General features: G+C 59.2%; 11 protein-coding genes and 2 pseudogenes. 7 read left to right on the top strand and 6 right to left on the bottom strand.

Annotated elements, in window-relative coordinates:
• The first annotated feature begins 25 nt into the window (after positions 1-25).
• The 4 genes from C8273_RS10170 to C8273_RS10155 all read left to right on the top strand — a co-directional run bounded on the left by C8273_RS10170 (position 26) and on the right by C8273_RS10155 (position 2,887).
• On the top strand, positions 26-793 hold the full coding sequence (locus C8273_RS10170) for a cyclase family protein (protein WP_106627584.1): 768 nt from the start codon (positions 26-28) through the stop codon (positions 791-793).
• A gap of 114 nt (positions 794-907) precedes the next feature.
• The gene (gene mqnE, locus C8273_RS10165) at positions 908-1,993 is read left to right on the top strand and encodes an aminofutalosine synthase MqnE (RefSeq protein ID WP_106627583.1); all 1,086 of its coding nucleotides are present in this window, start codon (positions 908-910) and stop codon (positions 1,991-1,993) included.
• A 62-nt stretch (positions 1,994-2,055) separates the two neighbouring features.
• Entirely contained in the window at positions 2,056-2,691 is a 636-nt protein-coding gene (locus tag C8273_RS10160) for an LUD domain-containing protein (protein WP_106627582.1), read from the top strand.
• A 16-nt stretch (positions 2,692-2,707) separates the two neighbouring features.
• Positions 2,708-2,887, top strand: a complete 180-nt coding sequence (locus C8273_RS10155; protein WP_106627581.1) for a type II toxin-antitoxin system RelB/DinJ family antitoxin — start codon at positions 2,708-2,710, stop codon at positions 2,885-2,887.
• A gap of 46 nt (positions 2,888-2,933) precedes the next feature.
• Here the strand turns inward: C8273_RS10155 and C8273_RS10150 are convergent, their stop codons facing one another.
• The 5 genes and pseudogenes from C8273_RS10150 to C8273_RS10130 form a co-directional block, all read right to left on the bottom strand.
• The gene (locus C8273_RS10150; protein ID WP_106627580.1) at positions 2,934-4,337 is read right to left on the bottom strand and encodes a tetratricopeptide repeat protein; all 1,404 of its coding nucleotides are present in this window, start codon (positions 4,335-4,337) and stop codon (positions 2,934-2,936) included.
• Between the two features lie 19 nt (positions 4,338-4,356).
• Positions 4,357-5,640 (bottom strand): annotated as a pseudogene (locus C8273_RS10145) (DUF4253 domain-containing protein); the annotation flags it as partial.
• A 42-nt stretch (positions 5,641-5,682) separates the two neighbouring features.
• The gene (locus tag C8273_RS10140; RefSeq protein WP_106627578.1) at positions 5,683-6,090 is read right to left on the bottom strand and encodes a hypothetical protein; all 408 of its coding nucleotides are present in this window, start codon (positions 6,088-6,090) and stop codon (positions 5,683-5,685) included.
• Between the two features lie 9 nt (positions 6,091-6,099).
• Positions 6,100-7,185: a hypothetical protein gene (locus C8273_RS10135; RefSeq protein ID WP_106627577.1), complete on the bottom strand. Its 1,086-nt coding sequence runs from the start codon at positions 7,183-7,185 to the stop codon at positions 6,100-6,102.
• 139 nt (positions 7,186-7,324) lie between these two features.
• Positions 7,325-8,653 carry an MATE family efflux transporter gene (locus tag C8273_RS10130; protein WP_106627576.1) on the bottom strand — a complete coding sequence of 443 codons (1,329 nt, stop codon included), beginning with the start codon at positions 8,651-8,653 and terminating at the stop codon, positions 7,325-7,327.
• Positions 8,654-8,783: 130 nt separating this feature from the next.
• Here C8273_RS10130 and mqnE (C8273_RS10125) point away from each other — a divergent pair, with 130 nt between their 5' ends.
• The 3 genes from mqnE (C8273_RS10125) to C8273_RS10115 are packed head-to-tail and all read left to right on the top strand — an operon-like array spanning position 8,784 to position 11,753.
• Entirely contained in the window at positions 8,784-9,881 is a 1,098-nt protein-coding gene (mqnE, locus tag C8273_RS10125) for an aminofutalosine synthase MqnE (RefSeq protein ID WP_106627575.1), read from the top strand.
• Entirely contained in the window at positions 9,878-10,903 is a 1,026-nt protein-coding gene (gene mqnC / locus C8273_RS10120) for a cyclic dehypoxanthinyl futalosine synthase (protein WP_106627574.1), read from the top strand. Before mqnE (C8273_RS10125) ends, mqnC begins: the two co-directional genes overlap by 4 nt.
• Position 10,904: 1 nt before the next feature.
• The gene (locus C8273_RS10115; protein ID WP_106627573.1) at positions 10,905-11,753 is read left to right on the top strand and encodes an MTAP family purine nucleoside phosphorylase; all 849 of its coding nucleotides are present in this window, start codon (positions 10,905-10,907) and stop codon (positions 11,751-11,753) included.
• Between the two features lie 258 nt (positions 11,754-12,011).
• Here C8273_RS10115 and C8273_RS13250 read toward each other — a convergent pair.
• Positions 12,012-12,156 (bottom strand): annotated as a pseudogene (locus C8273_RS13250) (ABC transporter substrate-binding protein); the annotation flags it as partial.
• Between the last annotated feature and the right edge of the window lie 30 nt (positions 12,157-12,186).

Raw genomic sequence — 12,186 nt, 5'->3', positions numbered from 1 at the left:
GCTATAGAATAAAGGAGATGGGGATATGGGATATCAGCTGTGGAACGCACTGGAGGAGCTGAAGTCGGATGCGTATGAGTGGGTGGATCTGACGCACCCGCTGAACAATGACAGCCCATGCTGGGCGGGGATCCCCGAGGGTTCGGTGGAGCTCTCAAAGACGTGCTTTGACTGGGGCAATCCGATGCTCGACTGCCTGATCCAGACGTTCAAGTTCCCGGGGCAGTTTGGGACGCACATCGACTTCCCGGGGCATTTTGTACGCAACCGTCCGCTCGCTGAGTCCTACGGGGCGCAGCACATGCTCTATCCGCTGTGCGTGATCGACGTGACGGAGCAGGTCGCGCACGATGTGCACTATGCGGTGACGGTGGAGGACATCAAGGCGTACGAGGCGAAATACGGCGCGATCCCAGATGGGGCGTTCGTCGCACTCTACACGGGGTGGAGCCGCCACTGGCCGGACATGGACGCGATCTCCGGCACGGCGGAGGACGGCAGCGAGAACTTCCCCGGCTGGTCGATGGATGCGCTGAAGTACATCTACGAAACGCGCAATGCAGCGGCGAGCGGGCATGAGACACTCGACACGGACGCCTCGGCAGAGGCGGCAAAGGCGGGCGACCTCGCGTGCGAGCGCTATCTCTTGGATCAGGGCAAGCTGCAGGTCGAGGTGCTGACGAATCTTGACCGTGTTGCGCCTGCGGGCGCGCTTCTCTTCCTCGCATGGCCGAACATTGAGGGAGCAACGGGACTGCCCGTGCGCGCGCTTGCGATTACGCCGAAGAAGTAAGTGGATATACGACAAAGGAGCAGGCTGCGGTCTGCTCCTTTGTCATGTATGGCAGGAAAATGCGCCCTGTATGTCGAACATCCTAATCCATCATATATTTTAGGAGAAGAGAGATTGCATAGCGAATACTTGGAGATTGAGAAGAAAATAGAGAATGGTGAGCGGCTGACACGGGAGGATGGGCTGCGGCTCTTTGCGTGCCGCGATATTGCATGGATTGGTGCGCTCGCTGACCGCGTGCGGCAGGAGAAGTGCGGCGACATCGTCTACTATAACGTGAACTGTCATGTGAACCTCACGAATATCTGTCTCGCACACTGCAAGTTCTGTGCGTTCGGGCGCGACGCGGAGGATGCGGGCGCGTACGAGATGAGCGTGGAGGAGGCGGTGGCGCACGTCGCGGATGCGATGCGCGACCCACATCTGGCGGGGCTGCACGTGGTGAGCGGGCTGCACCCCGCGTGGACATTTGAGGACTATTTGGAGCGGCTGAAAGCTCTGCACGAGGCATTCCCCTCGCTCTATCTGAAGGGGTTTACGGGCGTGGAGATCACGCATTTTGCAAAGAGTTCGGGGCGCACGGTGCGCGAGGTGCTCCTGCGGCTGCGTGCGGCGGGGCTGCAGTCGATTGCGGGCGGGGGTGCGGAGATACTGACGGATCGCGTGCGCGATGAACTCTGCCCAAACAAGGCGACGGCGGACGAGTGGCTCGCAACGCACCGAACGGCGCACGAACTTGGGATCAAGACGAATGCGTCCATGCTCTACGGGCACATCGAAACCATCGCGGAGCGCGTCGAGCATCTCCTGCGTCTGCGCGAGCTGCAGGATGAGACGGGCGGCTTTCAGACGTTTATCCCGTTCCCGTTCCTGCCGTCGCATACGGAGCTGGGGCGGACGGTGCGGCAGACGACGATGTGGGACGATCTGCGGACGATTGCGATCTCGCGTCTGATGCTCGACAATTTCCGCAACATCAAGGCGTACTGGGTGATGCTGACCGTACCCGTGGCGCAGGTCGCGCTCTGCTTCGGTGCGAACGACATCGACGGCACGGTGCACAAGGAGACGATTCTCCACGATGCGGGCGCGAAGAGCCCCCGCGCACTCTCGGAGGATCACATCATCCGTGTGATCCGTGAGATCGGGCGCACACCTGCTGCGTGCGACTCGAATTTTAATATCATCGAGACGTATTGAGAGGGAACGGGTTCGCTTCGTGACACGTTGGCATCAAGGGCTATGCGAAGGAGGTGGGAACAATGTCCGACACGGCTTATGAGGAGCGCATTGTGCGCACGGTGGAGGCATTTCGCCAAAATCGCTACGATGTCTCGCGGTTCGCGGAGCGCACAGCGGCGGCGGACTATCTCTCCGCCGAGATTCGCGGCAAGCGCGTCGGCTTCGGCGACTCCGAGACGCTGCGGGCACTTTCACTCTATGAGCGTCTGAGTGAGCACAACGAGGTAATCGACCCGCCGCGCGCGGGGCACGTCGGCGGCATCGAAGCGTTTCTCGCCGCAGGGCGCGAGGCACTGATGACAGATGTGTTCCTGCTCTCGGCGAACGCCATCACGGAAGAGGGGCAGATCCTCAACATGGATGGTGCGGGCAACCGTGTCGCGGGCTCGCTCTTCGGGCATGAAAAGACCTACTTCGTCGTCGGCATCAACAAGCTCGTCCCCGACATCGCGGCGGGCATCGATCGCATTCACCGCATCGCCGCCCCGCGCAACGCGCACCGCAAGGGCAAGAAAACGCCCTGCGCGAAGGACGGCACGCGCTGCTATGACTGCGCGGCACTTGAGCGCATCTGCAACGCCCTCACCATTCACTACAAGAAGATGAGCTACCGCCCGATGGAGCTGGTGCTGATTGAGGAGGAACTGGGACTATGAAGAAGGGGGATTTTATATGGCAGACGAAATGCTCCGTTTTTCAATGGACGCGGATCTCAAGCGGAACATGGAGGAAACCTGCCGCAAGATGGGGCTGACTATGGCTGATGCGTTCACGATGTTTGCGGTAAAGGTCGTACGAGACCGGCGTATTCCGTTTGAGATTACAGCAGAACCCACTCCATACGATAGCTAACATCAAAAAAGGAGGCGTGCGCCTCCTTTTTCGTATGCAGTAAACTCTACTCCTCAGCCCTCGGATTCCCGTCCTCATCCAATGGAATGTAGACGCACTTCTCCTGCCACGGGTACTGGTACGCGAGCGTGACCTGATTGTCCAGCTCAAAATGCACTGCGCTCAGTGCCCCCGTGCCCCTCTCGTCGACGCGGCTCAGCCAGCGCCCGTCGTCGAGGCGTTCCTTCTGCGTGCACAGCCATGCGGGGCTGCGCTTCGACAGCCCTGCCTCGTTCATGTGAAAGACGAGCCGCACGGATGTATCGCCCACGGGATAGTCGAAGCTGCAATAGGGCGCGTTTCGCTCGTAGTTCTTCGGATCGGGACGGAAAAGCTGGCGGAAATACGCAAGCCCCGCCTCATTTACCGTCATGCAGGCGATGGCGCGCTGCTTATCGTACATTTCTCCATCGGCATCCACGCCGTCACGCAGCCCCAGTGTTTCTCCCGATGCAGCCGCCTCCTGCAGCTCCTCATCAAACGTGGGATCAATCCAGTGGTAGGACATCTGCTCGATGGTCGCACCCTCCTCGATCTCACGCGCAAGCGTCAGGAATTCATGATCGTCCGGCACGAGCGCAAGCCCTTTCTGCACCGCCTCACGCGCTCCGTCACGGTCGCCGAAATGGCTGCGTAGTTTTCCGAGCTGCAGATACGTCCACGGGTAGTCCGGCTCCTCACATACGCCCCTTTCTGCCGTGCACAGCGCATCGTTCAGTCGTCCGCAGTACATGAGCGCGACGGCGTAGCGATAGTAGTATGTCCCACAGCCTTTTGCATTTGCCGCTGCCGCCGGCATCCACTGCGTTGTACGGTAGTAGTACTCGTAGGCATCAATATTGTTGCACGCGTACGCATACCACAGCGCGATATCGAGATTGGCGCGTGCCTCCTCGCGTGTAAAATTCCCCTTGATTGTTCCGTTCTTGATGTAGGACTCCAGATAGTGCAGCATCTTGTAGAAATAGCCCGTCGAGCCGTCGTCCATCGCCTCAAGCTTCTTGATCGCCGCAGAGGAGAGCAGAGGTTTTCGTGCGGCGTGGATGATACGCAGCCGCTTTTGGCAGGCATCGATCATCTGCATCGTGTCCGCATCGTCCGGGAGAGCGGCAAGTGCCGCCTCGAAGTAGGGGAGGGCGCAGTCCTCACGGTCGAGGTAATAGTAGGCATAGCCCATGCGGAAGTTCCAGAGGTGGTCGCCCGCGAAATAATCCGCATGCGGTGCGAGGAGCCCGATCGCCTTTTCAAAGTACGCGCGATCCTCTGCGCTCGCCGCATTGTTGTAGGCGCGCGCCAATTCGCTGTCCAGTTCCGGCGTGCGCTCCTCGTTGGGGAGTGCCTCGATCTCTGCGATGATCTTCTGAAATTCGTTGTTCTCGTGCCAGCGTTGGCACTGTTCGAGCAGGGTCATGAAAAACTCCTCTACTTCCTTAGTCCCACCAGAAATACCAGATGTTTGACTGCCTCAGATCGCGCGCGAGACGCGTGACGGTCATGCCGGGCGCACCCTGCTCGACAATGTCGGCACAGAAGGCATACTGCTCCTGTGCAAGCTGTAATGCGCTCTCCTGTGGCACGGGCGCGGGCACGCTGTACTCAAGCGTCTCGTATGTGAGGACGGCGGGCACTGCGCCGTGCCGTTCGTGCCAGTACTTCGATACCGCCATCAGCGCGGCGGTGTCGGGACAGTCGTTCCACCCGCCGAACGGCAGATACGCAAACACCGTCCACGGATGCTGAATAGGGAGCTTGGCGAGAATCATCGGCTGTGTTTTCTGCGTCTCGTAGTCCCAATAGCTGATAAAGTGGTCGGTCTCACGGCACTCCTCTCCCTCCATATCGTCCGGTGCCTCCTCTCGGCTCAGTTCGAAGCGCGCGCCGAGCCGTTCCGTCAGGATCGATGTACCGTCCCCGATGGGCTGTGCAAGGATTTTCTTGCGATATGCGTCCACCGCTTTGGCATCGAAATCGTAGTCCTCAAAGTCCCCGCGCTCCGCTTCTGCATTCATCGTCAGAATCTCCCACAGCGTATCGCTCGGGACGATGAGGAGGGGAACATAGCCTTCGCGTACGCCGAGCCGACGGGCGTAGCTGTATGCCGCCGTGATCGGATCATCGTCTGTCATCGGCGGGAAATATGTGCAGTCACAGCCAAGATAGCGCATGAGTGCAACTGTGCGCACATCCGGTTTTGTATTTTTACGCAGTGGGCGCTCTTCTTTCGTCTTGGGAGTGTTCCTCTTCCATGCGTCCCATCGCTGTGCGATGAGGCGCGCCATTGCCGCATAGTAGTTTTCATCGAATGGGACAAAGAGGTAAGCCTCCTGTTTGAACTCGTTCGAGTGGTAACGCGAAGGCCCAAAGTAGGAGAGGGCATAATTGTCGATGTCCGAGGGGAAGGAGGGAGCCTCGCCGTCGTAGTAATACTGCGCAAATGCCTTGCCCTCCACGCTGAAAAAGCCGCGCCTGAGAACGCCGTGCAGTTCGTCGCGGAGAAAGGAGCGCAGATCCGTTTCGGCGGGATATTCGCAGACGGCACGGATGGTTTCCCCATATTGACGGACAAACCACTCCGCCATCAGCTCGTGCTCGATGCACCAGCGCAGATAGATCGCGATGTGGTTGTACGCCGTGATCTCGTCCACGGGCAGCTTCTTTTTGCGCAGACTATCGAGATGCCACGTTGCCTTGTCCATCACGCGATTGTCGAAGTCCTTGGGTGTGTAACCGTTTTGCATCAGGGGGCTCCTTTTCCGTTATCCTTTGTTCCTGCTGCGCAGAAGACTGTCCAGCATCGTCTCCACAAGAGTGGTTGGTGTGACGGCAAATCCGTCCGCCGTGATCGTTTGATTGAAGAATGCCACGGAACGGTCATGGTCTAAGAAATGGTTCCGTGCGAGATACTGTTCGATGTCATCCAGCAGAAAAGCACACTGTTTGAGCGCTTCGTCGGCGAACGCGTTGGCATAGTGGATGCTTTTCATCATGCGTTTACATTTTGTCTTCGGGTAGGTATCTTGGAGCGTCTGTCGGAGCAGCACGATCATCTGCGCAAGGTCTGTGTTCATATCGATCCGATCGGATGGGATGATCTGTTCACGGCAGAGATGCTTGATCAGCGCACGGCATTTTTTTTCGAGTGCGGCACAGTCTTTTTCACGCATAGTGTTTCCTCAGGTCTGCTGGTGCTGCATGGAGACGATGCGGCAGTCGGGGCAGAACTCAATGTAGAGCGTGCCCTCCATATAGTCCGTCAGCGCATCCCAATGAATCTGCATGAGATACTTCATCGTCTGCCCGCAGTCGGGGCAGGTTGTGTATTCCCAGTCCTGCCACCAGAGCGCAAAGCCGCCGAGCGTGCAGACATCCTCGAAGCGTGCGCCGTAGAAAAGCGGAACAGGTGTCTCGCCGAGGATGAGATCGTTTTCAAAAATCCTGACAAGCTCCTCTTCGATATACATGGTATCACCTGCATTCTCGCAGGAAAGCACCTCGCTGCCGCCGTCGAGCGTATAGCGGCTCAGTCTCGGTCCCTCATACGAAACGCAGTTCGGACAACAGGTCGCTGTGAGAATGCCGTCGATGCCGAGAAAGTGCAGACGCGCATCCCGCCCGTCCAGTACGAGCATATCCGCCATGCGGCTGCCGCAGTGCGGGCAGTTCTCCTCCCGCGGTCGGGCAATGCGGACGGGCGAGCGGGTAAGCTCCTCCTCCGATGCGGCATGCACCAGCGTATAGCAGGTGTCAAAGTTCAGCGTGCGGCGCCACCCCTCTGCGTCGAACGTCCAGCCGCCGCACTGCGCATAGACTGCGGGATCAACGTGCAGCTTCCCGCGCCACGGGCGCGGTGCACGTTCGAGTGCGAGGAGTGCCGCAAGGGATTGGTCATCTCCCTGCATACCGAGGCACATCATAAGCTCGTTTGCCTCATGTGCGACATCCGTCTCCATCAGTGCCGCGATCAGTCCGTCCCGTACATCCGTCGGTGCATGATAGTAGAGTGCCGATGGCCAGAAGGAACGTGCCGCAAGTGCCGCGCGTGGGATCTCCGGCACGAGCCGTCCGCGACAGCAGAGCAGATACCAGAAATCATCGGGGACATCCTCGATCTGCGCGATGATCTCCTGTTCCTTTGCCGCGACCTCCTCGGGCGTCCATGCGAGTGCCGCACGGCGATTCGCCGCTGTCCTGCACCGCCAGCAGAGCCCCTTATAGCCGAGCTCCGTGCCGCAGTCAGGGCACTGGTAGGGAAGCGTCATGATCGGCTCCTTTCCGTGATTTCTGTTGTGGGAATATTCATCTGTTTTATGATAGTATAGATGTATTACGGCTTCAATAGGTCTTTCGGGTAAAGTTGTGCAACAAGACCTGCCTTGACGCGGGTCAAGGCAGTACGCTCTACAGATATCCGTATTTCTTTCGTTTGTTCCAGAGCAGGAGGAATGTAAGCGATGCGCCGAGGAAGTCTGCGGCAGGCGTCGCCATGAATACGCCGTCCACGCCGAAGATGTACGGCAGGAGGAGCAGGAAGCCGAGCAGACATACGAGTGTGTCCCAGACGGAGAGCAGGGCGGAGGTGCGCCCGTCGCCGAGCGCGGTGAAGAACGATGAGCCGTACATGCTGAATCCGAGGAAGAGAAAGGCGGTCGCGTGGATGCGGAAGCCGTGTACGGCGAGTCCGTAGACGTGCGTGCCCGCGGCGGCGAAGATGCCTGTGATCGGCGCGGCGATGAGGATGCTGAGGCAGGTGGTAAAGAGGGAGAACGCGGCGATGAGCGTGAGACTGCGGCGCAGGATTCCGCGCAGGGCGTGCGTGTCGCGTTTGCCGTAGTTGAAGCTCGCCAGAGGTGCGACGCCCTCGGCATAGCCCATGTAGATGCCCGTGAGCAGCCCGGAGATGTACTCGGAGATGGCGATTGCCGCCACGCCGTCCGCGCCCGCAAGCCGCATTATCGTGTTGTTCATGACGATCATGATGAGGCTCATCGAGAGCTGCATCACCATCTCACTTGAGCCGTTGCCCATCGCGGAGAGGACGGCACGCAGCCGCCAGACGGGACGTACGAACCGCAGTGTGCCGCGCCGATGAATGGCGAAGTAGTAAAGTCCTACGAATGCGGAGATGGAGTAGCCCGTTGCTGTGGCGATGGATGCTCCCTCCAGTCCCCAGCCGAGGACAAAGAGGAGGATGTAGTCGAGCACCATATTGACAATGCCGCCGACGAAGGAGGAGAGCATCGCGAGACGCGGCTGCCCTGCCGCAACGAGGAAGATGTCAAGGATCAGCCCTGCCATCGTGAGCGGTGTCGAGACGAAGAGCGGAACGGCGTACACAGCGCAGAGCGGATAGAGCGCATCGTCCGCGCCGAAGAAGTAGAGAATCGGGCGCAGGAAGGTCATGCCGAGCACAGCAATCATCGTGCTGAGAATGACGCAGACGAGGACAAGCAGGGAAAAATTTTCGCGTGCATGGCGATTTTCGCCCGCGCCGAGCTGTGCCGCGACAAGGGCACTGCCGCCCGTGCCGAGCATGGTCGCGAGTACGATCGTGAGCGGGATGAACGGCATGACGATGTTGATCGCCGACAACCCGTCCGTCCCGACAGCGTGCGCCACAAAGAAGCCGTCGACGATGAAGTTCACATTCATAAAGAGCTGTGACACGATCATCGGCACGGCGAACGCGAGCAGTGTGCGGTAGGTGATGGGCTGGGATAGCTGCGCCACGGAACATCCTCCTTTTTGTAGTTCTGCTATCCTAGCACAAAGCAACACGGGTGTGCAAGCGCGGAGAATTTGCAAAATCCCGCCGCATTTGGTACACTTGCGGGAGTGTTGTAAGGAGAGAATATCGTACATGAGTGATCGAAAGAAAGCCCGTGCCGCCGCCGAGCGCGGGGCGCGGCTGACGAGGGAGGATGCGCTCGCCCTCTATGAGGACAACGACCTCCTCGCGCTCGCCGCGTGGGCGCGTGCGGCGAAGGAGCGAGCGAGCGGGAAGAACGTTTACTATACGGTGAACCGCCACATCAACCTCACGAATATATGCAGCGCGAACTGCCCGCTCTGCGCGTTCCAAGTGGAGCAGGGTGATGCGCGCGGCTATATTATGGAAACGGATGATGTGGCTCGCGTGCTGGAACTGGCGAAAAAAACACCGCGCCTCACGGAGATTCACATCGTGAGCGCGCTGCATCCTGACCGTCCCTTCTCCTACTATAAGGGCGTGGTGCGGCAGGTGCGTGCGGCGCTTCCCCATGCGGATATCAAGGCATTCACGCCCGTGGAGGTTGTGAACTTTGCAAAGACGGAGGGGACGTCCGTTCGTGACATCCTGCGCACCCTGCAGGAGGCAGGGCTGTCGTCCCTTCCCGGCGGCGGCGCGGAGATCCTCTCCGATCGCGTCCGTGAAATCATCTGCCCGAACAAGGCGACGCGTGCGGAGTGGCTCGACTGTATGCGTACGGCGCACGAACTCGGCATCCGCACAAATGCGTCCATGATGTACGGACACATCGAGACGGTCGAGGAGCGCATTGACCATCTGCTTGCCCTGCGCGACCTGCAGGACGAGACGGGTGGCTTTCAGGCCTTCATGCTCTTTCCGTTTCATCCCGAGAACACGGCGCTCGGCGCGGAGAAGAAACTCATGCGCGTCGGCTCGTGGGAGGATATGAAGATGCTTGCACTCTCGCGCCTTGTGCTCGATAACGTCGCGCATTTCAAGGCGTTCTGGGTCATGCTGACGCAGCCCATTGCGCAGCTTGCCCTTGGCTTTGGCGCGGATGATCTCGACGGCACCATCGGTGAGGAGAAGATCATTCATGCGGCGGGTGCACAGACGCAGACGGGCATCACGCGGCGCGAACTGGATGCGATGATTCGCGAGGCGGGTTATGTGCCTGTGGAGCGCGACACATTCTATCAGCCGATTGCGGTGGGGGAGGGCGCATGAGAATCTCAGAGCGGGAGGCGACAGACCTCCTCACGAGCGGCGACCCCATCGACCTCGGACGCGCGGCGGATGCGGAGCGGCGGCGGCGGTTCGGCGATACGGTGACGTTCATCGTCGACCGCAACATCAACTACACGAATATCTGCGTGAACGAGTGCCGCTTCTGCGCGTTCTATACGAAGGTGGGCGCGGAGGATGGCTACCTCCTGCCGATGGAGGAGATTCTCGCAAAGGTCGGCGAGACGGCGGCGGCGGGCGGCACACAGGTCATGATTCAGGGCGGCATTCACCCCGATTTGCCGCTTTCCTACTATGAAGATATGCTGCGTGCGATCCGTGACCGCTATCCCTCCATCGTGATTCATTCGTTTACTGCGACGGAGATTCTGTACTTTGCCGAAAAGGAGGGCATTACGATTGAGGACACGCTGCGTCGTCTGCAGGATGCGGGGCTTGCCTCGCTCCCCGGCGGCGGTGCGGAGATCCTTGTGGATCGTGTGCGAAAGCTCATTGCACCGAAGAAGATCATGACGGAGGACTGGCTGCGCGTCATGCGTACGGCGCACAAGATCGGCATGGAGTCCACGGCGACCATGGTGATCGGCTTCGGCGAGACGATGGCGGAGCGCGTGGAGCACATGGAGCATATCCGTCGTTTGCAGGAGGAGACGGGCGGATTCCGCGCGTTCATCACATGGACGTTTCAGCCGGGCAATACCGCACTCGGCGGGGAAAAGACTTCGAGTTGGGACTATATGCGGACACTTGCTGTCACGCGTCTTTACATGGACAATGTTGCACACATACAGGGATCGTGGGTCACGCAGGGCGAGCGCATCGGACAGCTGACGCTTGGCTTCGGCGCGGACGACCTCGGGAGCATCATGCTCGAGGAGAATGTCGTGCGTGCGGCGGGGACGCGGTACAATATGTCGATTAAGAAGATGATTGATCTGATCCGCGGCGCGGGCAGAGAGCCGGCGCAGCGCGACACGCAGTATCGCGTGATACGGAGGTTTTAGTATGGCAGAGCAACAGGTTCCTGCGGCGGGTTACGCCATCATCGGCGGCTCGGGGACGCTGTCGAGCGACTTCCCGCGTGCGTCGATGGCGGACGATGTGGAGATCCTTGCGGACGGGCTGCACTTCGCAACGCCGTATGGCGAGAGTCCCGCATTCCGCCTGTTCTCCGTTGCGGGGCGGCGCGTGCTGACCTGCCGTATGCACGGCTGGCGCAGCGGTGTGACGCGTGCGGATGCGTCGCGGCAGGTGTTCTGGGTACTGCGGGAGGCGGGCGTGCGGCGTATCCTCTCCGAGGGCGGCGTGGGGACGGTGAACCCCCTGCTTGACCCGCGCGACTTCCTTATCCCTGACGATTATCTCGATTTGTCCGTACGCAAGGATGTCATGCTCGACGGGCGCTATTTGCTTGTGATGCGCGATGCACTCTGCTCGGAACTTCGTACGACGCTCATTGCGGAGACAAAGAAACGCTATACGGGGCGTATCTTTGACCGCGGCATTTATGCCGTCACAGACGGGCGGCATTTTGAGAGCCCCGCCGAGATCGCCATGCTGAAGGGGCACGCGGACATCGTCGGGCAGAGCCTTGCACCTGAGGTCTATCTCGCGCGCGAGATTGGCGCGTGCTATGCGGGGCTGTACTTTGTTGTCAACTACGGCGAGGGCATCCGCCCGTGGTCACACGACACGCTTACGCAGATTTTCTACGACGATGCCCCCATGATCGGCGACATCCTGCTCGCGACGATCCGCAGCGTCCCCGCTGAGGAGAGCGCGTGCAAATGCCGCAGCCTGCGCAAGGAGACCTTGCTCAAGGATGTCTACAACGCAGCGTCGGAGAAGGGTTGACGAACCCACGCTAAAATCGTATAATAAGCATAGAAAAAAGGTGTTGCCGGTAAACGGTCAGCCCCTCATCAAACGTGGTTTATAAGAACCCCGCCTAGAGTTGGAGACTGCAGGCGGGTATTCTTATGGTCTCAAGGCTACGATACAGATCGTTACAAGGAAGATAAACGACAAAAAATCGTACAGAGTCACAAGTATCGCCCCCTCTCTTGAGGAGACTAACCGCCTACCGCTCGTGACAACACCTGCGTGTATTATAGGAAGCACTGATAAATTCAGCACTGCCATCTTGGCACATCTTTTCCGCCCGCTCTGTGTCGACAAATCCTCCACATAGCCTTTGCAGCGTTAGGTTTGTCTCCTTGATCGGACGGAAAATCTGTACCAATCTGACAGACTTCATTTTATCAGCGATTCCTATAGCACGAAAATA

It is taken from the genome of Candidatus Centipeda massiliensis (assembly GCF_900290285.1).
Taxonomy (GTDB): Bacteria; Bacillota; Negativicutes; order Selenomonadales; family Selenomonadaceae; genus Centipeda; species Centipeda massiliensis.
The sequence above is the reverse complement of the archived record's forward strand: the minus strand, read 5'-3'. Positions and strand labels throughout refer to the sequence as shown.

What these genes read in the sequence shown, in the direction of transcription:
- C8273_RS10170 (WP_106627584.1), top strand. Translation starts at nt 26, where the DNA reads ATGGGATATCAGCTGTGGAACGCACTGGAGGAGCTGAAGTCGGATGCG.
- C8273_RS10160 (WP_106627582.1), top strand. Translation starts at nt 2,056, where the DNA reads ATGTCCGACACGGCTTATGAGGAGCGCATTGTGCGCACGGTGGAGGCA.
- C8273_RS10155 (WP_106627581.1), top strand. Translation starts at nt 2,708, where the DNA reads ATGGCAGACGAAATGCTCCGTTTTTCAATGGACGCGGATCTCAAGCGG.
- C8273_RS10150 (WP_106627580.1), bottom strand. Translation starts at nt 4,337, where the DNA reads ATGACCCTGCTCGAACAGTGCCAACGCTGGCACGAGAACAACGAATTT.
- C8273_RS10140 (WP_106627578.1), bottom strand. Translation starts at nt 6,090, where the DNA reads ATGCGTGAAAAAGACTGTGCCGCACTCGAAAAAAAATGCCGTGCGCTG.
- C8273_RS10135 (WP_106627577.1), bottom strand. Translation starts at nt 7,185, where the DNA reads ATGACGCTTCCCTACCAGTGCCCTGACTGCGGCACGGAGCTCGGCTAT.
- mqnE (WP_106627575.1), top strand. Translation starts at nt 8,784, where the DNA reads ATGAGTGATCGAAAGAAAGCCCGTGCCGCCGCCGAGCGCGGGGCGCGG.
- mqnC (WP_106627574.1), top strand. Translation starts at nt 9,878, where the DNA reads ATGAGAATCTCAGAGCGGGAGGCGACAGACCTCCTCACGAGCGGCGAC.
- C8273_RS10115 (WP_106627573.1), top strand. Translation starts at nt 10,905, where the DNA reads ATGGCAGAGCAACAGGTTCCTGCGGCGGGTTACGCCATCATCGGCGGC.